This is a genomic window from Flexivirga sp., from assembly GCF_035551235.1.
Classification (GTDB): Bacteria; Actinomycetota; Actinomycetes; order Actinomycetales; family Dermatophilaceae; genus Flexivirga.
Map to the genome: position 1 here is coordinate 256,546 of NZ_DASZNO010000047.1, position 21,899 is coordinate 278,444.

The window sequence follows — 21,899 nt, forward strand, 5'->3', positions numbered from 1 at the left end:
ACGTGACCGCCGCGCCCACGCGTTCCCACACCTTCAGTAGTTCGCGAGGAGGTCGGTCAGCACGTCCTGGCCGAACACCAGCGAGTCCACTGTGATGCGCTCGTCCACGCCGTGGAACAACGCCGGGAAGTCGAGATCGGCGGGCAACTTCAGCGGCGCAAAGCCGTAGCCACGGATGCCGAGCATTCCCAGCTGCTTGTTGTCGGTACCCGCCGGGAGCAGATACGGCAGGACGGCCGCTCCCGGATCGTGCCGCTCGATGGAGGAGGTGATCTGGTCGATCAGCTCGCCCTCGAACGGGTTCTCGACCGCCTCTGACACAAGCCTGGTCTCGATGGTGACCTGCGGCCCCACTCGCTGCTGGATCTGTCGCAACACGGCCTCGCGTTGTCCCGGCAGGAATCGGATGTCGAGCATCGCCGACGCTTCCTCGGGCACCACGTTCTCCTTGTAGCCGCCGCTGAACATCGTGACGTTGATGACGTTCTGCAGCGACGGGGTGACGAACCGGGCCGCCTGCCCGGTCGCGTCAGCGACGGCCGAGGGGTCGGCGTCGCGGGGCAATCCGGCAATGCCGCGGACCCGTGCCAGCAGGTCGGTGGTCGTGGCACCGAGGCTGACCGGGCAGGGGATGCGAGCGATGCGCCCGATGGCGTCCGCCAGGGTGATCACCGCGTTGTCGTGGTGCACCTGCGATCCGTGCCCGGCGGTGCCTCGCGCCGTCAGCTTCAGCCAGAGGACACCCTTCTCCCCCGTCTGCAGCAGATAGGCGCGGCGCCCGTTGATCTGCGTGGAGTAGCCACCGACCTCACTGATCGCATGGCTGACTCCGGCGAAGACCTCCGGGTGCTCCTTGACCATCCAGTCCGAGCCGTATGTCGAGCCGGATTCCTCGTCGGCGAAGAAGGTGAGCACGACATCACGCGCCGGCTGCCGGCCGGACCGGATCATCGACCGGACCGTCGCGAGGATCATCGCATCGGTGCCCTTCATGTCCACGGCTCCGCGCCCCCAGATGACGCCGTCGACCAACTCGCCGCCGAAGGGGTCCCGGGTCCAGTCGGCCGCCTGCGCGGGTACGACGTCGAGGTGGCCGTGCAGCATCAGCGCCGGCAGTTCGGGCTGCCGGCCCTGCCACCGGGACACGAGTGTCGTGCGCCGAGGCTCCGGTGCGAACACCTGGCACGAGAGTCCGACGTCCTCCAGCAGGCTCCGAACATAGTCCGCCGCCTCCTCCTCGCCCTCGGCCTTCCCGACGCCGTGGTTCGAGGTGTCCATCCGGATCAGCTCCCGGGTGAAGCGCACCACCTCGGACCGGTCGTGCTTTGCGCGACCCGGAGTTGCGGCTCGGGCGTCCGTCTCAGTCATCGCGGCCTCCTTCGTGATCGTGTCGGGTCAACTGCTTGCGGCATCCTGGGCCATGACGCGCTCATCCGTCGGATCGTCCGCACCGGATGGTGCCGGACGCCGGATGTAGATGCGGTAGGCGACATACACGACGGCGCCCCAGATCGCGGACACCAGCAACGAGATCCGCATGTTCGGCAGGAAGGCGATGCAGACGATCACCAGCACCAGCAGGGCGAGCGCCAGATAGTTGGAGTATGGCGAGAACGGCATCCGGTACCGGATCCGCTCCAGGCTGCCGTCCGCCGCACGCGCCTTACGGAAGTTGAGGTGGCTCACCAGGATCGACGTCCAGATGCAGACCAGACCGAACACGGTCACGGACGCGAACACCTCGAACGCGCGGTCCGGCATCACGACATTCAGGCCCACGCTGCCGATCATGATGACGAACACCAGCAGCGTCGCCGTGGACGGAACACTGTTCCTGTTGACCTTCGACAGGATGCTCGGCGCGTTCCCCTGCAACGAGAGGTTGTAGATGATGCGGGTGTCACTGAAGACGGTCGAGTTGATGGCCGAGAGTACGGCGGTGATGACGACGACATTCATGATGGTCGCGGCCGCCGGAATGCCGATGGAGGCGAAGACTTCGACGAACGGGCTCGAGTCGCCGGTGAGCGAGGTCCACGGGAAGATGCTGACCAGGACGGTGATCGCGAGCACGTAGAAGATCAGCAAGCGCCAGAACGTCGTATTGATCGCCTTGGGCACATCCTTCTCGACGTCCTTGGCCTCGCCGGCGGCCAGCGCCAGGTTCTCCACTCCGCCGAAGGCGAACGCGACCATGACGACCGACAGGATCGTCCCGCTGATGCCATGTGGGAAGAACCCGCCGTGGTCGACCAGGTTCCCGAGACCGACGGGCTCGCCGCGATGTCCCACGCCGAAGAACACCATCAGCGCACCGAAGGCGATCATCGCGATGATCGCGACGACCTTCACCATGGAGAGCCAGAACTCCGTCTCACCGTAGAACCGGACCCCGATGACGTTGACCGAGAAGATCAGGGCCACCGTGCACGCGGCTGTGACCCAGATCGGTACGCCGGGCAGCCAGAAGTGGACATAGCGTCCCAGTGCGTTCAGGTCGGCCCCGATCGTCGCGAGCAGGAAGATGAAGACGTTCCAGCCGTTGAGGAAACCGACGAACCGATGGATGTAGCGGTTGGAGTAGGAGACCCAGGCGCCGGACACGGGCTCCTCCACGGCCATCTCGCCGAGCGCTCGCATCACCAGATAGATGACACCGGCCGTCACGAGGTAGACCAGGATGATCGCGGGTCCGGCCTCCTGGATGGCGGATGCCGATCCGTAGAACAGGCCGGTCCCGATCGCTCCCCCGATGGCGATCATCCGCAGATGCCGGCTCCGGAGGTCGCGCTTGAGGTTCTCTCGTTCGTAGCTTCTGATTTTCGATGACGTGGCCATCGCACACCTGCTTCAGGGCAGCAGCCGATGGGCCCACGACACCGTGGGCCGTTCGACTTCGATTGAGTGGTTCGGGTTGTGTTCCAGTTGTGGTTGAACGGTCAGTTCGTGAGAGCGGCGGTCAGCCGCTGGATCGCCTCATCGACGGTGGCGCGGGGACAGCCGAGGTTGACGCGCATGTAGCCGTGCCCCTCCTGGCCGAACTTCTGTCCCTTGTCCAGCCACAGGCGCGCGCGCAGCAGCATGAAGCGGTCGAGTTCTGCGGCGTCGAGGCCGAGGCCGCGGCAGTCCATCCAGGTCAGGTAGAGCGAGTCGGCCGGGAGCACACGAACAGCGGACCCCAGTGCGTTCACCTCACGCGCGAAGTGCTCGTGGTTGCCCCGCAGGTAGCTGAGCATGTCCTCCAGCCACGGCTCGCCATGCGTGTATGCCGCCTCGGCGGCGACCATGCCGAGACTGTTCACCAGGGGGAACATGTTCCGGTCGTACTGCCGCAGGAACGCCTCCCGCAGTGCCGTGTTCGGGATGATGAGGTTCGCGCTCTGCAGGCCCGGCAGATTGAACGTCTTGCTCGGTGCGGTGCAGGTGATGCTGTTGTCCGCGAATTGTGGGCTCAACGACGCGAACGGCGTATGCCGCTTGTCCGGGTTGATGATGAGGTCCTGGTGGATCTCGTCCGCGATGACCAGGATGCGATGCCTGGCACAGATCTCGCCCATGGCTCGCAGTTCGTCCTGCGACCACACGTTGCCGGTCGGATTGTGCGGGTTGCTCAGGATGAAGATCCTGGTGTCGGGCCGGATCGCCGCCTCGAAAGCGGCTTCGTCGAAGCGGTAGCCGTCGCCGGTGCGCTCCAGCGGCGCGAACGCGAGTCGACGACCGTTGAGCAGGATGTCGTCGTGGAAGTGCGCGTAGACCGGCGGCTGGATCAGCACCGACTCCCCCGGCGCGGAGAACGCCTGGACCGCAGTCTTGATGCTGGTGATGATGCCCGCGGCCTGCACCACCCACGCCGGGTCGACCGTCCAGCCGAACCGGCGCCCCTGCCATCCGACCACTGCGTCGACGTAACTGGTCGTGGCGCCGCCCGGGTACCCGAAGATTCCGTGGTCGACAGCCTCATGAAGCGCGTCCAGCACTGCCGGCGGCGCCTTGAAGTCGGTGTCGGCAACCCACATGGGCAGCGGGTCGGCGGCCACTTCGTCGGGTTGGAGGAACGCTTGTGGAACGCCCCACTTCATCGAGTTCGAGTGTCGCCGGTCGATGACTTCGTCGAAGGCGGACGGCGCGTTTCCGACTCCGGCCGACGGTGTTTCCTCGAATTTCTTCACGTTCTGCAGTCCTCTCTCCTGGGCGGTCTGCGCATATCTCCGCAGCCATGGATCGCTGCTGCCGCAGTTGAATGTGAGGGATGCTAGTGCGGTTTCAGCGCAAAATGTCCGCCTCTTTCGCCCTTCACGCCGCTCCGATAGCTAGTCTTTTGCGCATGGACAGCATTGACCGCAAAATACTTGCGTTGCTGCAGGATGACGGTCGCCTGAGCCTCACCGATCTCGCGGGCCGGATCGACCTGAGCGTCTCGCGCTGCCAGCGGCGAGTGCGGGAGCTCGAGAGGTCCGGCGCCATACGCGGCTATCGCGCGGTGGTCGACCCGGATCAACTGGGCTACGGATTCGAGGTCCTCGCGTTCGCGACCCTGGACCGGCCGCACGCCGTGGCCGAATTCGACGCGGCGATCCATGACGTGCCACAGGTGGTCGAGGCTCAGCGCCTCTTCGGCGAACCCGATTACCTGCTCCGCGTCGTGAGCGCGGACCTGCCGTCGTACCAGCACCTGTACGACCGCGTCCTCAGCAAGTTGCCGGGACTGCGCAGCCTCAACTCCACCCTGGTGATGAAGGAAACCGTGCCCCGACGTCCGCTGCCCACCAAGGAGTCACGCACGACGGGATGAATCCGTCCCGCTCAGCTCCGGCTCGGGTCACGGGGTCCGATAGCCGTGGAAGCGCACCGTCCGCCGGATGACGAATCCCAACCGCCGATACAACCGCAGGGCACCCGGATTGCTCGCCGCGACGTGCAGGAAGGCACGGTCCCCGCGGGCGATGATCCGCTGCGCAGTCGCGTTCACCAGCTGCGCCGCCAGCCCACGGCCCCGAGCCTCCGGCGCGGTGCAGACCGTGCTGATCTCGCGCCAGCCGGGTGGACACAGACGCTCGCCGGCCATCGCGACCAGGTGCCCATCACACCGGATGCCGAGAAACTCGCCCAACTCGATACTTCGCGGCCAGAACGGTCCTGGCGCGGTGCGTTCCGCGAGAGCGGTCATCTCGACCACGTCCTTCGGGCCGAGCTGCACGATGGGCGCGGTCGGCGCCTCATCGCCGGCAGCTGCCAGGACCAGCTGGAACCCGTCGAGGCCGAACAGCGGTTCCCAGTCCGGCGGCGCGGTGACGTCCGCACCGAACAGGTCGGCCAACCCGCCAGGACCGAGCAGCCGTGCCAGGTCGTCCCAGTCGCTGTCGAGCGGCGCCGGCGGGACGGCCGCGAAGGTCGCAACATCCGCGGGATACGTCAGCGCCGTGCCGACGCTGCGTGCCAGGTGCGCATGCCGTGTCATGAGCGACTGACGCACGGGGTCGTCCAGAACATGGTCGGAGGGCGAAGGCACGGACCGGTTATAGCGGCGCTCCGCTCAGCCGTCCGCGGCGGGGTCGCGTCAGTGCAGGTCGAGCAACCGTGCGAATTCCACCCAGTCACCGTCCGCCGCCGCGCGCGCCAGCCCCGCGTGCTCGTCCAGGGCACTGTCGGGTGACTCGGTGATGTCGGCTGCACTGCGCGCCGTCGCGAGCATCATCCGATCCTGCAGCCGGTCGTACAGCTCGAGCATCGTCGCGTTGCCGGCCAGCGCCACGAAGGCTCGATGGAACTCCCCCGACAACTCGTTGAAGGTCGCGAAATCCCCTGCCGTCAAAGCGGATCGCTGACGCGCGATCTCGTCCGGTAGGCCGTCGGTCAGCTCACCCAGTCGCTCCTGCGACGCGCGCATCACCCCCGCCGTCTCCAGGGCATGCCGCGCCTGCGCCGCTTCCCGGATCTCCACCTCGGTCAGCTCCCGCACCAGCGCGCCACGCTGCGGATAGATCCGGATCCAGCCCTCGTCCTGCAACCGGCTCAACGCGGTACGCACCGGAGTGCGACTGATGCCCAGGTCCGCGGCGAGCTCGTTCTCACTGAGCAAGGAACCCGGTGCATGCGTGCCGGCCAGGATGTCGCGCCGGATGCGCGCGTAGGCACGCCGGCTCACCGCACCGCGGGTGTTCTTCGCCATACCGCGCATTGTCCCAACCCTGGCCGCGTCGGCGGCGCATCGGCTTCGCCCGGCGCGGTGTGCAAACTAGGATACAAGTTCTACACTGCACCTGCACCGGGCGCGAGTCGCGCGCCGGGCAGCGACGGAGAGGAACGGATCGGTGCCGCAGACAAGCAGCCGCGAAGAGGTCATCGTTGCGTCGGTCATGGCCGTGAACAGCAACCCGGGCTGGCTCACCAGCGACCGCGTCGAAGCGTTGACCGGCGGCCACGGGATGCTCAACGTCCCGGTGGTCGCGGCCTGCAACGCGATCGCGACCGAACTGCGCCGGGGCGTGAGCCCGCAGGTGAAGTTCGCCGACGCCGTACATCAGCCCATCGACGACCTGCTGGCCACGGCGATCGATGCGGCCAAGGACGGCGGCGCGGACGGCGCCAATGCTGCGCTGATCGCCGCGACCCTGCTCTACCTCTGCGGTGCCAACGCCCAGGTCGGGATCCCCGCCGGCAACCGCAAGCTCGGGTCGTCGGCGCGGATGATCGCCGGAGTCAGCCGGTGCGGACTGGCTGCCGTGCCCACCGCCAAGATGAACAACAAGGTCTCCGGGTTCGCCGCGGTGTCAGCGGTCTACGCCGCCATGGTGCGCGGCGAGTTGTCACCGGTCAACGGTCGCGACATCCCGGCGGGCATTGCCGGCGGCGTCATGGTCGGCCACGGCGCGCTGGGCGAGGACGTGATCTTCCCGGGTATGGCGGAGCGTGGCGCGGCCATCGGCACGCAGGCCATGCTCGATGCGATGTCGGGCGCCGGGATGCCCGAACAGCCTTTCCTGGCAGCGCTTTTCGGTGCCTCCGCGATCCTGGAGATCATCCACCCGGACGCCGACGTCGCCGACGAATACGGCCCCTATGGCAAGGTCACCAGCGCCTTCGTCGCAGGCCAGGCCGCGGCACGCACCGCGGGCCTGCCCGAGACGCTGCACGTGCGGGTCACCGGTCAGGAGATCGCCACCGCCAAGGTCATCGGCGACCTGGGGCTGATCCTGAAGGACGTGGGCGGCCCGACCGTCATCGGCATCATGGCCCTCGACGAGATCATCGCGGTGTTCGAGGAGGGCATCAGCGGGTCCGGCGCCGGACCCAACAATCCCCCGCTCGGTCACGTCTGCGCCGACGCGGTGATCGCACTGCTGTGCCTGCTGCAGCCGGAATCCACCCAGGACAGCGTGGCGATCGCCCTGCGCGAACGACGTCGCGCCACCAGTTTCGACTTCGAGATCGCGATGACCGCCATGAACATCGTCGCCCGCAAGGCGACCCAGGTGCGGACCGGGATCGTGACCGACACGTTGATCTCGTCGTCGGCTCCGGTGGTGACGCGAGCGCTGCATTCCCGTGCCGCGCGCACGTATGACGAGCTGTCCGCGGGCCGGTCCGTCGAGATGGTCGTGCGTGACCTGGACAGCGAGCGGCAGCTGCGCGTCGAGGCCCGCGGGTCGCAACACCTGAGCGAACTCGAGGGCGCGAACGTCTCGGTGCGCTTCACCAGGATCGGCAAGGGCGCCCGGCGCTCCAGCAAGATGGCAGCCCGCTGGCTCGCCTTCGACCCGGCCCTCGACGCGGAGGTCACCATCGGGGCGGAGACGATGACCCTGGAAGGTGTCGTCGACACCGTCATACCCGAAGTGGCGCAGGGTGTGGGGACCGAACGGGCTCCGTTCCTGTCCGCCCTCGCCCCCATCGCGAGCGAGCTGCTGCTCGCCGGGAACGTCATCATGAATGTCACCGTCCCGGCAGCAGTCGCGGCGGCGATGGGCAAGGCGAGCCCGGCCGATGCCGCCGCCGAAGCGCAGGCGGCGGGCATCATCTCCGCCGGCATACCCGGCACCAAGGCGAAGGCCGAGGCCGCGGCGCGGATCGCGGTGGAGACCTTGCAGTCGTGAGCGCCCAGGCACCGATCCTGCTGCTGGCACAGGTCGACGACGCGTCCGGGGAGGTCCTCGGCTTCGTGCTGGACGAACTGACCCGGGTCGGCGCCAAGAACGTCCAGCTGCTGTCCACGATCGGTAAGAAGGGACGACCCGGACACGTCCTGCTGGTCGACGTCGATCCGGCGGACGAGGAGGACGTCGCAGCGCTGCTCGTCGGGGAGCTCGGCATCTGGGGTTACCGGGTCCTGGAGTCCACGCACAAGCACTTCGAGATCCGTCGCTACCAGGTGCGCCTGGAGCTGCAGCTCGGCGACGGAGCCATCCACCAGCACCCGCTACGTCTGAAGCGGATTCTCGCGGGCGGCGTCTTCGTGCGCGCGAAGGCGGAGTATGACGACCTCGTCGCCATCACCGCCGTCCACGAGCACGTCCCGGTCGCCGTCCTGAAGTCGGCCGTCGAGACCGCGATCGGTGCGTCCGAGCCCGGCGACGTGCTGCGTGTCGCGCTCGCCGTGCCGGCAAAGACCACGTTCTGAGGAGGCTCCATGCATGTCCATCTCGATGCGGTCGGAGGTATGGCGGGCGACATGTTCGCCGCCGCGATGCTCGACGCCTGGCCGGAGTTCGCGCCGCGGGTGCAGACCAATGTCCGGCTCGCGGCATTGCTGCCCGGAGTCTCTGTCACGACACCCGAGCACACCGACGGTGTGCTGACCGGGCACCGCTTCGTCGTCGAGCGCACAGCGCAGGACGCGGCAGCGACCGACCACCAGCACACGCACTGGGCCGGATTGCGCGCCCACCTGCAGGCCGGCGAGCTGCCCGAGCCGGTGCTGGCGATCACGCTGGGCATCTTCACCGAGCTGGCACGGGCCGAGGCGGCCGTCCACGGCACCACGGTCGACGATGTCGCCTTCCACGAGGTCGGGCACTGGGACTCCATCGCCGACATCGTCGCCGCGGCCACCATGATCGACGCCCTCGGCGCCGACAGCTGGTCGGTCGGTCCGGTCCCGTTGGGCAGCGGCTGGGTGGAGACCGCACACGGTCGTCTCCCGGTGCCCACACCGGCGACCACGCTACTGCTGCAAGGATTTTCGGTGTATGACGACGGCCGCCCGGGCGAACGCGTGACGCCCACGGGCGCCGCGATGCTGCGCTTCCTGTCCCCCAGCACGAGCATCGGCGGTTCGGCCAGGGCTCTCGACCGGACCGGCGTCGGCTTCGGCGCGCGCACACTGCGCGGCATGAGCAACGTCGTCCGGGCGATCTCCTTCCTGGACGCCGGGACTGCGGCGCCGCCGCTTCGCGACGCCGTGGGGGTGCTGCGGTTCGAGATCGACGACCAGACCGGCGAGGACCTGGCGATCGCACTGGATCAGCTCCGCGCGACGGACGGGGTGCTCGACGTGACGCAGACCCCGGCCCTCGGCAAGAAGGGGCGGATGGTGTCCGCCATCCAGGTGCTGACACGACCCGACGCCCTCGATGCGGTCAGTGCGGGCTGCCTGCAGCAGACCACCACGCTCGGTGTGCGACGCAGCGTCGAGGACCGAGTGGTGCTCGAACGTCGTTCTGTCGTCACCGATTCCGGCATACGGGTCAAAGTCGTACGCCGGCCCGACGGGCGATCGACCGCCAAGGCGGAGGCCGACGATGTCGCGGCCTGCCGCGACGGGCATCGGGCCCGTGCCGACATACGCAGAACAGCCGAAGCCGAAGCATCCGGAGTGCACCATGACTGACAACGCAATCACCCGACGCGAGCTGGACCTACGCCGAATCCTGCGGGCGATCGGGCCGGCCGCGGTCGCCCTGTCCGGTGGCGTCGACAGTATGACGCTGGCACACCTGTCGCATCAGGAGCTCGGCGCCGACGTGACGATGTTCCACGCAGCGTCGGCAGCGGTGCCCGTGGCGGCGACACAGCGCGTGCAGGAGCACGCCGAGCGGCACGGATGGCGGCTGGAACTGATCGACGCGGGCGAGTTCGCCGACGACCGCTATCTCGCCAACCCGGTGAACCGGTGCTTCTTCTGCAAGACGGATCTCTACGGCACGCTGGCGGCGGCGACCGACGCACAATTGTTGTCCGGCACCAACCTCGACGATCTGGGTGACTGGCGTCCAGGGCTCAAGGCGGCGGAGACACACCACGTTCGCCATCCGTTCGTGGAGGCCGAGATCGCCAAGAGCGATGTCCGGGCGATCGCCGCGAGACATGGCCTGGATGACCTCGCGGAGCTGCCCGCGGCGCCCTGCCTGTCCAGTCGGGTCGAGACCGGCCTGACCATCGTCCCCCGCACCCTCCGCGGCATCGACGAGGTCGAGTCGCTCGTGCAACGGGAACTCTCACCCGAGGCGGTGCGCTGCCGCGTCCGGGACAGCGGCATTGTGATCGAGTTGGATCCCGTGACGTTGCAACGGATTTCCCAGGACTCGCGGGATTCGCTAACGGCCAGGATCCGCCAGGTGTTCGACGGTTCGGGCGCGGTCGAGTTCGCCGAATACGTGCGCGGCAGTGCGTTCCTGCGAGGTAGCCAGGCATGAGTGACCAGATCAAGCTCGACTTCGACCGAACGGCGCGCGTGGGGTTCGACGAGGCGATCCTCGCTGCCGGGAAGTCCACTGCCCAGCTGACCGAGATCCTGGATCAGTTTCTCGACCGCGACCAACGGTGTCTCATCACCCGGCTCGAAACCGCTGCGCTGGAACGACTTTCGGTCACCCACCGCGAACGGCTGGACTACGACCCGGTGTCGCGGACGGCATACCTGAACTGGTCCGCACCCACGGTGACCGAGCCCCGGCCGCACCAGGTCGCCGTCGTGTCGGCAGGCAGCTCCGACATGCCCCAGGCGGCCGAAGCGATCCGCACCCTCACCTACTTCGGAACGTCGCCGCACCAGTTCATCGACGTCGGCGTCGCCGGCCTGTGGCGGCTACTCGAGCGCCTCGATGAACTGCGGACCTTCCCGGTCGTCATCGCGGTCGCCGGCATGGACGGCGCGCTGCCGAGCGTGCTGGGCGGGCTACTGCCCGGCGCCATCATCTGCCTGCCCACCTCGACGGGGTACGGCGTCTCACACCACGGGGAGACGGCGCTGCATGCGGCTCTCGCTTCGTGCGCTCCCGGACTCAGCGTCGTCAACATCGACAACGGGTATGGCGCGGCGTGCGCGGCCTTCCGGATCGTCCAGCTGCTCGGCCGCGATAGTAGCCGGTGATCGACCACGCAGACGGGGCATTGCCGCGTTGTTGCTGCACCCACGGACCGTTGGAATGTGTCCTGGGGTCCGGACACGGCACTGTTAGAAACTCGTCATGCATCCGTCATACGCGCGTCGCGCACTCCCGAAGAGTCTCCTCGTCACCGGCGCGGCCACCGCGCTCGTCTTCGCCTCGGCGTCCGCGGCATACGCCGCCACCCTGGACACCGGCGCCACCCTGAGCGCGAGCATCAGCGCACCGTCGGTCGTCAACGTCGGCGACAACTCGTTCACACTGTCCGTCTTCGCCAATGGCAATCTCCCTGCCGGCTCCTCGACCGTCACGGGCGTCGCGACGGTCACGACGAAGTACTTCATGTCGAGCGACGGCACGATCACCCCGTCGACCGACGCCGCGGATCAGCAGACACTGCAGTTCTCGCCCGGTTACAACTACAGCAAGTGCCCCACGATCAATGCGCCCCAGGGCTGCGCTGGCAACCCCTTCTCGGTGACCGCGGACCTGGTCGTCGCTGCGGGCACGGCCGGTGGGGCGAGCGGCACGCTCAAGGTCGCAACCGCAGGCAGCCAGTCGCTGGACTCGGACACGTCGCCCGCCACCGGTTACGTCCAGGTCGCGGTCAGCAACCACGCGCCGACCCTGCCGGGCGCTCCGACCCTGGACACGGCGTCGACCTCCCCGAACAACACCGGATCCTTCACCGTCACCTGGGCGGCAGCCACCGACCAGGACGCCGGGGACGCCACGACCTACACGTTGCAGAAGCGGGACGCCGACGACGCCGACTGGACGACGGTCAGCAGCGGAATCACCACCAACTCCTACACATTCAGCGGTGAGTCCGAAGGGAGCTGGCGCTACCGCGTGCAGGCGGTGGACAGCCAGGGCGCGAGCAGCGCGTTCGCCGTCGACGATGCCCCGATCGTCGTCGTGGACACATCGGCCCCGAACGCGCCCACCGCGTCCATGAGCGCGACCCCGGCATACACCGACAGTGCCGGGAACAACTGGTTCAAGGACAGCGTCACCGTCTCGTTCGCCTCGGCCGGAGATCCTGCGCTCGCCGACGGCAGCAACGGCAGCGGTGTCGCGTCCGTGTCGCCGCCGGCGACGTTCGACAGCACGGGGTCGTTCGGCGCCGCCGGACATGCCACCGACAAGGCGACCAACGTCTCGGCAGAGACCGACCTCAACGGTTTCGTCGATGGCACCGTCCCGACGGTGGACGCCGGTTGCCCGACGGCCACTGTCCTGCTGCACGCCGACGCTCAGGTGTCGTGGACCGCTTCGGACACGGGCTCGGGTCTTGCCACGGCCGCGTCGGGGTCGGTCCCGCTGGACACGTCCACGGTGGGCGACCACACCGTGTCCCTCCCCGCGTCGGTCGACAACGTCGGACATGTCACCCAGCCCGCGGACTGTTCGTATCACGTGGGCTATGCGTTCGGCGGGTTCCTGCAGCCGATCAACGACACCGCGCACTTCGTCGGCCAGACCACCAGCGTGTTCAAGGCGGGATCCACCGTGCCGGTGAAGTTCCAGTTGCTCGACGCCAACGGCGTTCCCGTGCAGGCGTCCTCGGCGCCGGCCTGGCTGAACCCGGCCCAGGGGTCTGCGGTGCCGTCCTCGACGGCCGTCGACGAGTCCACGTATGACGTCCCCGGATCGTCGGGGTCGGTGTTCAAGTGGGATACCACGAGCCAGCAGTACGTCTACAACTACAAGACGGACAAGAACCAGAGCGGGCGATTCTGGCGCATCGGCGTCGCGCTCGACGACGGCAGCACCGCTGTCGTGAGCATCGCGCTCCGCTAGCTCGACGGGCCGTCGAGGTCCATCGGCGGATATCGAATCCACCGTGTTCCAGAAGCGACGAAGGACCGGGCCACATGCGTGCCCGGTCCTTCGTCGTTTTGTGGAGCATAGGGGATTCGAACCCCTGACCTCTTCCATGCCATGGAAGCGCGCTACCAACTGCGCCAATGCCCCGTGAAGGGTGTCGATCCGGAGAACCGGCGACCGCCATACTGTAGCCAGCCGGGGTGGACTGCACCAAATCGGGGCGCAGATCGACGGTCACGCAGGCCGGGACACGCCGGATGCACGATCCGTGGTCGCCGCCTCCTCGGCGGCCAGGTCGCGCTTCCAGGACCGGAACGCCTCCTCGGTTCGACCGTGCCGCCAGTAGCCGGAGATCGCCCGCGCAGCCCATGGCCCGGCCACCCCTTCGTCGCCGTGTATGACGAAATCGATTGCGAATCGGCGGTTTTCGTCGTCGACCTGCTGGATCGTGTAGGTGCGACGGATCGACTCCGCGTTGGGCTGGACGAAGACCAGCTTCACGTAGGCGTCGGTGCGGTCGCGGGCGGCGATGGCGTCGAACCCGTCGGCGCGAACCAGACGCGCGTCAGATGCGGGGTCACCGTCTCGGTCGAGACGACGTGCAGGTCGTGAGGCACGCGGGTGCCCGGCATTCGATCAACTCCTTGAAACTTAGGTTGACCTAAGCGAACAGGAGCTCGATAGGAGCTCGCTCCTCGCCCTACCCTTCGATACGCCCTGCGCAAGCTCCGGGCTACTCAGGGCGCCGCTCGACCGGCAGAGGGCGCTCGGCCAGTGCGGGGCGGCGCTTGCGGACGTAGACCTGGCGACGGACGTGCGCGACGACGGTGCCGTCGTCCAGGGTGAGGTCGGTCTCGAACCAGTGCAGGACCTTCTGGCCGGACTCGGCCTCGACCCGGATCTTCTCGGCGACCTCGCGCGGCACCTCGAAGCGGCCGTGCACCGTCGAGATGCCGGGGCTGAGGTAGTCGATCTCCGCCTTGGTGTCCCAGACGTAGTAGCCCTTGCCGAGCTGGTTCCACAGCAGCAGCGCGAAGAACGCGTCGGACATCGACCCGATCGAGCCGCCGAACGCGGTGCCCTGCTGGTTGCGGTTGAAACGGTTGAGCCGCAGCTCGGTCCGGCACACGGTCCAGTCGTCGGAGAACTCCCGCACCCGGATCCCCGCGCCGAGCAGCGGCGGGTAGAGACACATCACCCGCGCCAGCCAGCGCGGGGCGATGGTGGGACGGCCACCGAACTTGGACGACTTCGTCTTGTCGCTCACCGGGAAATCGCTCCTGCCATCACGTGTGCCGGTTGCTGGACGTTCCAGCCGGCGATCTGCCAGCCACTCGCGCGCTCGATCAGCAGCGCCCAGTGGCAGTTGCTCATGCCATGGAAGGCATGGAACGCAACCTGCTGCGGTATGTCGGAAAGCGCCGCACACAGCGTGCGAGCGGCGAAACCGTGCGTGGCGATGGTGGCGGTCTCCCCCGGCTCCAGGTCCTCGACCAGGTCACGGGCGCCCGCCAGCACGCGCTCGGCGACTTCGCCGACCGTCTCCCCCGTCTCACCGCGGCGCAGGTCCTCGCCGGCGTTGATCCGGTCCAGCAGCTCGCGTTGAGTTTCGCGAATCTCCGGTGTTGTCAGGCCTGCCCAGTTGCCGACGTTGATCTCCCGGAATCGCGGATCGAACCCGACGGTCAGCCCGGTCTCGTCGGCGAGCGCTCGCGCCGTGTCCGCGGCGCGGCTCAGGTCCGAGGCAACAATCCGTGAAACGTCGTATGCCGCAAGGGCTTTCGCGGCAGCGACCGCCTGTGTCCGGCCGCGGTCGGACAACGGAGCGTCGAACTGCCCCTGCCACTTCCCGGCGGCGTTGTAGGAGGTCTCACCGTGGCGCCATACGATCAGGCGCCGGGGCGCAGCGCTCACTGCCCCGTCAGGTCGATGGTCGGGCAGTCGCGCCAGAGTCGCTCGAGGGCGTAGAACTCGCGCTCGTCCTCGTGCAACACGTGCACCACGATGTCGCCGAAATCGATGAGCACCCAACGGCCTTCGCGGCCGCCACCCTCACGCCGGATCGGCTTGCTGCCGAGCTCGCGCAGGCGGTCCTCGACCGCATCCACGACGGCGCTGACCTGTCGTTCGGTCTCACCGGAGGCAACGACGAAGACATCGGTCAGCGCCAACTGCTCACTGACGTCGATCGCGACGACCGAGGTCGCCAGCTTGTCCTCCGCCGCGGCGGCTGCGGCCCTGGCCAGATCGATGGCCCGTGCGGTCGCGGTCACCCTTGTGCCTCCTTCATGACGCCGGCTTCCGGCTTGTAGAGCTGATACTTACCGATGTACTGGACGACGCCATCGGGCACGAGGTACCAGACCGGCTCGTCGTCGACGACCCGCTGCCGGCAGTCGGTGGAACTGATCGCCATCGCGGGGACCTCCATGAGCCGGACGTGCTCGGGTGGCAGACCACGGTCGGACAGCTCGTGGCCGGGCCTGGTGACGCCGATGAACTGGGCGAGCGGCCACATCTGCTCGACTCCATGCCAGGAAAGGATCTGCGCCAGTGCGTCGGCGCCGGTGATGAAGAACAACTCCGCGTCCGGACGCTGCCTGCGCAGGTCGGTCAGCGTGTCGAGGGTGTAAGTGGGTCCGGGTCGGTCGATGTCGACCCGGCTGACGGTGAACCTCGGGTTGGACGCGGTGGCGATCACCGTCATGAGGTAGCGATGCTCGGGCGAGGTGACCTCGCGGCCCTCCTTCTGCCAGGGCTGGCCGGTCGGCACGAACACGACCTCGTCGAGGTCGAGGCGGGCCTGAACCTCACTGGCCGCAACCAGGTGGCCGTGGTGGATGGGGTCGAACGTGCCGCCCATCACCCCCAGCCGGACGGTCAGTGCTCCTTCTCCCCTTCGGCACCGTCGCGCTGGGCCGCGGCGGTGTTGCGGAAGGTCCACAGGATGCCGAGCAGCAGCAGGAACACGCCGAACGCGATCAAGCCGTAGAGGATGTGCGGCATCGGCAGGTGGTTCTCCTCCAGCTTGGGCACGGTGGAGTCTGTTGCAATCTGGACCAGGGACGACCTCATGGCCGACAGCTTATCGGGTATGGCGCGAGCTCCTCGCACCGCCGGGCGACTCGTCCAAGCAGGTCAGCGCGTCTGCCCGTCACCCTCGACGACCCACTTGGTGCTGGTCAGCTCCTGCAGGCCCATCGGCCCGCGCGCATGCAGCTTCTGGGTGGAGATGCCGATCTCGGCGCCGAAGCCGAACTCGCCGCCGTCGGTGAAGCGCGACGACGCATTGACGGTGACGACAGCGGCGTCGACCTGCGCCACGAACGCCCGGGCGGCGGCACGGTCACCGGTGACGATCACCTCGGTGTGGCCCGAGCCGTACCGGTCGATGTGCGCGATGGCGGCGTCCAGGTCGTCGACGACCGCGACGCTCAGTTGCAGGTCGAGGTACTCGGTGGCGAAGTCGACCTCCGTCGCCGGTGTGTATGGCGTGCCGCCGCGCTCCGCGATCGCCGACGCGCGCTGGTCGGTGTGCAGCCCCACACCGGCGTCGCGCAGTGCGTCATACAGCCGGGGCAGGAGGGTGTCGGCGACGTCACGGTGCACCAGCAGCGACTCGGCGGCGTTGCAGACGCTGGGCCGGTGCGTCTTGGAGTTGATCGCGATCGCGATCGCCTGGTCGAGGTCCGCGGCCGCGTCGACATAGACATGGCAGTTGCCGATCCCGGTCTCGATGACCGGCACCGTCGCGCCCTGCACGACCGCCTGGATCAGCCGGTCGCTACCACGCGGGATCACCAGATCGACCAGGCCGCGCGCGGTGATCAGCGCGTCGACGTCCTCGTGTCCGCCGTCCAGCAGCTGCACTGCGTCGGCGGGAATCCCCTGTTCCTGCAAAGCCTTTCGCAGCACATCGACGATCACCCGGTTGGTGTCGGCGGCAGCCGAGCCACCGCGCAGGATCATCGCGTTGCCGCTCTTGAGCCCCAGTCCGGCGGCGTCGACGGTCACGTTGGGGCGCGCTTCGTAGACCATGCCCACGACGCCCATCGGCACGCGGACCTGCCGCAACTGCAGACCGTTCGCCAGCGTGGAGCCACGCACGACATCCCCGATCGGGTCGGGCAGGCCGGCAAGCTGGCGCAGGGCTTCGGCGATCGCGCCGACCCGCTCCGGGGTGAGACGCAGCCGGTCCTGCAGGCCCTCGGGCATGCCGTTCTCGCGACCGCGCAGGATGTCCGCCTCGTTCGCCGCGACGATGCGGTCGGTGGCCGCGAGCAGCGCATCCGCGAGCGCGTGCAACGCGGCGTCCTTGTCGGCCCGGGTCAGCACCGCGAGGTGCTTGGCCGCGACCTTGGCTGCTCCGCCTGCATGATGGACACGGCCCGTGGCGTCGGCGCGGGTGGGCTGGTCGAGCGTGCTGGTCATGCCTTCAGGATACGAGCGGTGTGATCCCCTGCGTCACCTCATCCTGGGTCATGGACATCGCGTGCCCTACGACGTCAGCTGGTGCGGTCGAGCGCGAGCAGCGCCAGTCCGGTCTTCGGATCGACTCGCTTGCGCAGGTGCGCCGGAGTCTCGTTGACCACGACCTCGAGAGTCGGGAAGACGTCCGCGGACCGAAGATGTCCGCCGATGGTGGCGTACGTCTTACGGCCGAGCACGACGTGGGCGTGCAGGGCCGGCTCGCCATCCTTCGTGGCGATGTCGCCGATCATCGACAGCACCTCGAGCTGCTCGTCGAACCGGTTGTCGCGGTAGTCGCCGAGGTCGGGATCGAAGTAGCCGATCGTCACGCTGCGGAACCCGCCGATGGCCGTGAGCGCTGCTCCGGTGAGGTCCTCACGCCGGGCGAAGTCGACGATCTCGGCGAACGGGTCGTCGCCCTTGTCCATCACGAGCGCGAACGTGCGCAGCCCCGCCTCGTCATACAGCTTGGTGGTCTTCACGATGCCGGCCCTCCTGCGTGGCGTTGCGACCCTTCGAGGTGCTGGGCATTGACCTCACCTCTCCTCGGCACCTCTCACCTGCGTCCGCTCGCGGCATACCCGGCGGTGGTCCGCGCAAACCGGTTCGCGGCCACCGGCGCTCAGCCTCGCGGCGCGACCGCGTCTCACTGGTGCTGGGCGGCCGCGAAGCGTCGCTGCTGCCGGTAGACCCCGATGAAGACGATGATGATGCCACCGATGGTCAGGTAGAGGCTGTACTTCGCCAGCTGGTTGACCAGGTCCTTCGCCGGCTCGCCCATCTGGTAGCCGGCATACATCCACAGCCCGCGGTAGACGAGACCGGCGAGGAAATCGATGAGAAGGAAGCGTCGCAACGACATTCGAGCGTCGCCGACGAACGCGTAGACGATCGAGCTGGGCAGCAACGGGATGAACCACACCAGGAAAACGGCCGGGCCGCCGAAGCGCCGGGCGACGCTCTCGGCCCAGTAGGCGGTCCGGGCCGCCCACTTCGAGCGGGCCGCGATCATGTCGATCACGCCGCGCCCCCACAGGCGTCCGGCCCACCACCACAGCCAGTCGAACTTGATCGATGTCAGCGACGCCGCGATGACCGCGAGCCACCACAGCGGCTGGTGCTGCCCGACGCGCGCCAGCGCACCGATGTCGACCATCGCGATGTTGGACCCGCTGAAGCAGGCCAGGATGTAGTCACGCGCGGGCGCCGAGAAGTTGCCCAGGATCCACGGGCGGACCGGGATGGTGAGCAGGCCGTAGGCACCGGTGGCGATGATCAGCCCGATGCACCACATGTCGGCCCTGCCGGGCTTGCCCTTCCACGGCATTCGCGGGTCGTCCCACCATTCCTTGGTGGGCGCCTCCTGCTCCTGTGCCGCGGCGGCCAGCTGCTCGGCCTCGGCCTCCGACGCCGGAATCGGTCGGGTCGGTTGCTCGCTCACGTCACCATCCTCGTTCATCGTCTCGTCCCCGTCGCGCTCGGTCGTCATACTCAGCGAGCCCGCCGGGTCAGCACTGCCAGGTGGTCACGGTGCACGACCTCACGCTCGTATGCCGGGCCCAGCGTGCGCGCCAGTTCACGGGTGTTGTGACCCAGCAGCCCGGGAAGTTCCTTGGAGTCGTAATTGACGAGCCCACGGGCCACGACCAGCCCGGAATCATCCACCAGGTCAACGGCGTCACCGGTCGAGAAGTGCCCGGTCACTCGACGAATCCCCGCTGGCAGCAACGACTTACCGCGCTGGGTGACAGCCGCGACCGCGCCGTCGTCGATGATCAGCTTGCCCTGCGGCGACGTGGCGTAGCGCAGCCACAGCTGCCGCGCGCTGGGCCGGCGTCCCTGCGGCGCGAACATCGTGCCGACGTCCTCTCCGGCGAGCGCGGCACCGGCCTGGACCGCGGAGGTCAGCACGGTGGGCACGCCCGCAGCGGTGGCGATCTGGGCCGCTTCGATCTTGGTCACCATGCCGCCGGTGCCCACCGCCGTGCCGGTGCCGCCGATGTCGACGCCGTCCAGGGTCGACTGGTCGTGCACCTCACTGATGCGGTGTGCGCCCGGGCGCGACGGCGGTGCGTCATACAGCGCGTCGACGTCCGACAGCAGCACCAGCGCCGACGCGTCGATGAGATGGGCCACCAGCGCGGCGAGCCGGTCGTTGTCGCCGAACCGGATCTCGTGCGTCGCAACGGTGTCGTTCTCGTTGATCACCGGCACCACCCCGAGGGCCAGCAGCCGCTCGATGGTCCGGCGTGCGTTGACGTAGTGCCCGCGCCGGGTCACGTCGTCGGCGGTCAGCAGCACCTGCCCGGTGGTCAGCCCGTGCCGCCCGAACGCCACGTTGTATGCCGCGAGGAGCGCCCCCTGACCCACGCTGGCGGCGGCCTGCTGGGTGGCCAGGTCGCGCGGGCGACGTCGCAGGCCCAGCGGCACCATGCCGGCAGCGATCGCTCCGGAGGACACCAACACGACGTTGGTCCCGGCCAGCCGTCGCGCGGCGAGCGCATCCGCCAGTGCGGTGACCCGCGCGGGGTCCAGGCCGCCCTGCGCGCCGGTCAGTGAACTGGAGCCGACCTTGACCACGACCGTTCCGGCGGTGGCGATGCCGGATCGCGGAGGACGCGAAGATTCGTTCCCCATCGTCACGTCATCCGCCTGGACCTCTTGGTGCTCACTCATCGCTGTCGACCACGGTGGGGTCGCGGTCGGTCCACAGACCTGCCTTGCGCTCGACGTCCAACTCCTCACGGGCTTCGCGCTGGGCGTCCTTGCGGCGGTGGAACTCGTCGCGCTTCTCCGAGCGCGTCGCGCGAGCGGTGCCGTCCTCCAGGCGCAGATCGGTGCCACGCGGGCCGAGCAGTTCGGCCCCGGTCGACATCGTCGGCTCCCAGTCGAAGACGACGGCGTTCTCCTCCGGCCCGATGAGCACCGTGGATCCCGGCACCGCACCCGCCTTGAAGAGCTGCTCCTCGACGCCGAGGCGGTTGAGCCGATCCGCGAGGTAGCCGACCGCTTCGTCGTTGGCGAAATCGGTCTGTCGCACCCAGCGGGTAGGACGCTCACCGATGATCCGGAAGACGTCGTCGTTGCCGTGCTTCTCCTTGCGGATCCGGAAGCCGGAGTCGTCAACTGCCTTGGGGCGCACCACGATTCGCTGCGGGATGATGTTGGCCTCGATCTCCTCGCGGGCCCGGTCGACGTGCTTGGCGAGCGAGAAGCTCAGCTCCTTCAGGCCGATGTGCGCGACGGCGGAGACGATGTGGACCTCGAGACCGCGTGCCTCCAGGTCGGGCTTGACCATCTCGGCCAGATCGCGTGCATCGGGCACGTCGGCCTTGTTGAGCACGACGATGCGCGTGCGCTCGGACAGTGGCTTGCCACCGAGCGAGTCGTCGGCGACATACTCCGCGAGCTCCTGCTCGATCACGTCAAGATCGGACAGGGGGTCGCGGCCCGGCTCGAGCGTCGCGCAGTCCACGACGTGCACCAGCACCGAGCAGCGCTCCACGTGCCGCAGGAACTCCAGGCCGAGACCCTTGCCCTGGCTCGCGCCCGGGATCAGGCCGGGAACGTCGGCGATGGTGTAGCGCTGCGCGCCGGCGGTCACGACGCCGAGGTTGGGCACCAGCGTGGTGAACGGGTAGTCGGCGATCTTCGGCTTCGCCGCGGACATCACCGAGACCAGGCTGGACTTGCCGGCCGACGGGTAGCCGATCAGCGCCACGTCGGCGAGCGTCTTCAGCTCCAGGGTGATGTCGGACTCGTCACCGGGCTCACCGAGCAACGCGAAGCCGGGCGCCTTGCGCCGCGGCGACGCGAGCGCCTTGTTGCCCAGCCCGCCACGGCCGCCGTTCGCGGCCACGAAGGTGGCGCCGGCACCGACCAGGTCGGCCAGCACGTCGCCACGGGCGTTCTTGACGACGGTCCCCTCGGGCACCGGCAGGATCAGGTCGTCACCGTCGGCGCCGTTGCGCTCGTCACCGGCACCCGGCCGGCCATTGGGCGCGACGCGTTGGGGGCTGCGGTGGTATTCCAGCAGCGTGGTCGCCTGCGGGTCGACCTGCAGGATGACGCTGCCGCCCTTGCCGCCGTTGCCGCCGTCCGGCCCACCGAGCGGCTTGAACTTCTCCCGGTGCACCGACGCGACGCCGTGCCCGCCGTGTCCGGCGCGCACGTGCAGGACCACTTGGTCCACGAAATTGGTGCCCACGGAGGGTCTCCTTAAAGCTGATGTATGACGGCGAAAGGGGCGGGTCCGTTCAACTCGGACCCACCCCT

At 68.3% G+C, this 21,899-nt stretch carries 23 protein-coding genes and 1 tRNA gene; 7 read left to right on the forward strand and 17 right to left on the reverse strand.

The features are described from left to right. Positions 1–33 precede the first annotated feature (33 nt). From VG502_RS17820 to VG502_RS17830, 3 genes are all read right to left on the reverse strand, one after another. The gene (locus VG502_RS17820) at positions 34–1,368 is read right to left on the reverse strand and encodes a M20/M25/M40 family metallo-hydrolase (RefSeq protein WP_325551424.1); all 1,335 of its coding nucleotides are present in this window, start codon (positions 1,366–1,368) and stop codon (positions 34–36) included. Positions 1,369–1,395: 27 nt separating this feature from the next. Continuing rightward, on the reverse strand, positions 1,396–2,838 hold the full coding sequence (locus VG502_RS17825) for an amino acid permease (RefSeq protein WP_325551425.1): 1,443 nt from the start codon (positions 2,836–2,838) through the stop codon (positions 1,396–1,398). Between the two features lie 101 nt (positions 2,839–2,939). Further along, entirely contained in the window at positions 2,940–4,169 is a 1,230-nt protein-coding gene (locus VG502_RS17830) for a MalY/PatB family protein (RefSeq protein WP_325551426.1), read from the reverse strand. Between the two features lie 155 nt (positions 4,170–4,324). Between VG502_RS17830 and VG502_RS17835 the strand changes: the two genes are divergently transcribed. Beyond that, positions 4,325–4,792 (forward strand): Lrp/AsnC family transcriptional regulator, encoded by a 468-nt coding sequence (locus tag VG502_RS17835; RefSeq protein WP_325551427.1) that lies wholly within the window; start codon positions 4,325–4,327, stop codon positions 4,790–4,792. Positions 4,793–4,819: 27 nt separating this feature from the next. On the opposite strand, the gene VG502_RS17840 is transcribed toward VG502_RS17835, so the two are convergent. Together VG502_RS17840 and VG502_RS17845 are read right to left on the reverse strand one after the other, a co-directional pair. Then, positions 4,820–5,509, reverse strand: coding sequence for a GNAT family N-acetyltransferase (locus VG502_RS17840; RefSeq protein ID WP_325551428.1), 690 nt, complete (start codon positions 5,507–5,509; stop codon positions 4,820–4,822). A 48-nt stretch (positions 5,510–5,557) separates the two neighbouring features. Beyond that, positions 5,558–6,169: a GntR family transcriptional regulator gene (locus VG502_RS17845; RefSeq protein ID WP_325551429.1), complete on the reverse strand. Its 612-nt coding sequence runs from the start codon at positions 6,167–6,169 to the stop codon at positions 5,558–5,560. Between the two features lie 142 nt (positions 6,170–6,311). Here VG502_RS17845 and VG502_RS17850 point away from each other — a divergent pair, with 142 nt between their 5' ends. From VG502_RS17850 to VG502_RS17875, 6 genes are all read left to right on the forward strand, one after another. Continuing rightward, on the forward strand, positions 6,312–8,093 hold the full coding sequence (locus VG502_RS17850; protein ID WP_325551430.1) for a hypothetical protein: 1,782 nt from the start codon (positions 6,312–6,314) through the stop codon (positions 8,091–8,093). Then, complete coding sequence (gene larC2, locus VG502_RS17855; RefSeq protein WP_325551431.1) at positions 8,090–8,617, forward strand: nickel pincer cofactor biosynthesis protein LarC2; 528 nt, start codon at positions 8,090–8,092, stop codon at positions 8,615–8,617. The genes VG502_RS17850 and larC2 overlap by 4 nt, the downstream gene beginning before the upstream one ends. A gap of 9 nt (positions 8,618–8,626) precedes the next feature. Then, complete coding sequence (gene larC / locus VG502_RS17860) at positions 8,627–9,826, forward strand: nickel pincer cofactor biosynthesis protein LarC (RefSeq protein ID WP_325551432.1); 1,200 nt, start codon at positions 8,627–8,629, stop codon at positions 9,824–9,826. Further along, positions 9,819–10,631 (forward strand): ATP-dependent sacrificial sulfur transferase LarE, encoded by an 813-nt coding sequence (gene larE / locus VG502_RS17865; protein ID WP_325551433.1) that lies wholly within the window; start codon positions 9,819–9,821, stop codon positions 10,629–10,631. The genes larC and larE overlap by 8 nt, the downstream gene beginning before the upstream one ends. After that, a complete protein-coding gene (gene larB / locus VG502_RS17870) occupies positions 10,628–11,308 on the forward strand; it encodes a nickel pincer cofactor biosynthesis protein LarB (RefSeq protein ID WP_325551434.1) in 681 nt (226 codons plus the stop codon). Before larE ends, larB begins: the two co-directional genes overlap by 4 nt. Before the next feature lie 97 nt (positions 11,309–11,405). Further along, positions 11,406–13,127, forward strand: coding sequence for a PxKF domain-containing protein (locus VG502_RS17875; protein ID WP_325551435.1), 1,722 nt, complete (start codon positions 11,406–11,408; stop codon positions 13,125–13,127). Positions 13,128–13,228: 101 nt separating this feature from the next. On the opposite strand, the gene VG502_RS17880 is transcribed toward VG502_RS17875, so the two are convergent. From VG502_RS17880 to obgE, 12 genes are all read right to left on the reverse strand, one after another. Beyond that, positions 13,229–13,301, reverse strand: a tRNA-Ala gene (locus tag VG502_RS17880). A gap of 87 nt (positions 13,302–13,388) precedes the next feature. Next, positions 13,389–13,655: a siderophore-interacting protein gene (locus VG502_RS17885; RefSeq protein WP_325551436.1), complete on the reverse strand. Its 267-nt coding sequence runs from the start codon at positions 13,653–13,655 to the stop codon at positions 13,389–13,391. Between the two features lie 232 nt (positions 13,656–13,887). Next, positions 13,888–14,421, reverse strand: coding sequence for a DUF4442 domain-containing protein (locus tag VG502_RS17890; RefSeq protein WP_325551437.1), 534 nt, complete (start codon positions 14,419–14,421; stop codon positions 13,888–13,890). Next, positions 14,418–15,068: a histidine phosphatase family protein gene (locus tag VG502_RS17895; protein ID WP_325551438.1), complete on the reverse strand. Its 651-nt coding sequence runs from the start codon at positions 15,066–15,068 to the stop codon at positions 14,418–14,420. Before VG502_RS17895 ends, VG502_RS17890 begins: the two co-directional genes overlap by 4 nt. After that, positions 15,065–15,427 carry a ribosome silencing factor gene (gene rsfS / locus VG502_RS17900; protein WP_325551439.1) on the reverse strand — a complete coding sequence of 121 codons (363 nt, stop codon included), beginning with the start codon at positions 15,425–15,427 and terminating at the stop codon, positions 15,065–15,067. The genes VG502_RS17895 and rsfS overlap by 4 nt, the downstream gene beginning before the upstream one ends. Next, positions 15,424–16,038 carry a nicotinate-nucleotide adenylyltransferase gene (gene nadD, locus VG502_RS17905; RefSeq protein WP_325551469.1) on the reverse strand — a complete coding sequence of 205 codons (615 nt, stop codon included), beginning with the start codon at positions 16,036–16,038 and terminating at the stop codon, positions 15,424–15,426. Before nadD ends, rsfS begins: the two co-directional genes overlap by 4 nt. Continuing rightward, positions 16,035–16,229, reverse strand: a complete 195-nt coding sequence (locus tag VG502_RS17910) for a hypothetical protein (protein WP_325551440.1) — start codon at positions 16,227–16,229, stop codon at positions 16,035–16,037. The genes nadD and VG502_RS17910 overlap by 4 nt, the downstream gene beginning before the upstream one ends. Before the next feature lie 63 nt (positions 16,230–16,292). Beyond that, the gene (locus VG502_RS17915; RefSeq protein ID WP_325551441.1) at positions 16,293–17,585 is read right to left on the reverse strand and encodes a glutamate-5-semialdehyde dehydrogenase; all 1,293 of its coding nucleotides are present in this window, start codon (positions 17,583–17,585) and stop codon (positions 16,293–16,295) included. Between the two features lie 74 nt (positions 17,586–17,659). Beyond that, positions 17,660–18,106, reverse strand: a complete 447-nt coding sequence (locus VG502_RS17920) for a PPC domain-containing DNA-binding protein (RefSeq protein WP_325551442.1) — start codon at positions 18,104–18,106, stop codon at positions 17,660–17,662. Positions 18,107–18,270: 164 nt separating this feature from the next. Beyond that, on the reverse strand, positions 18,271–19,065 hold the full coding sequence (locus tag VG502_RS17925; protein ID WP_325551443.1) for a DedA family protein: 795 nt from the start codon (positions 19,063–19,065) through the stop codon (positions 18,271–18,273). Positions 19,066–19,115: 50 nt separating this feature from the next. Next, positions 19,116–20,261: a glutamate 5-kinase gene (gene proB, locus VG502_RS17930; protein ID WP_325551470.1), complete on the reverse strand. Its 1,146-nt coding sequence runs from the start codon at positions 20,259–20,261 to the stop codon at positions 19,116–19,118. Between the two features lie 31 nt (positions 20,262–20,292). Then, positions 20,293–21,831 (reverse strand): GTPase ObgE, encoded by a 1,539-nt coding sequence (gene obgE / locus VG502_RS17935; RefSeq protein WP_325551444.1) that lies wholly within the window; start codon positions 21,829–21,831, stop codon positions 20,293–20,295. Between the last annotated feature and the right edge of the window lie 68 nt (positions 21,832–21,899).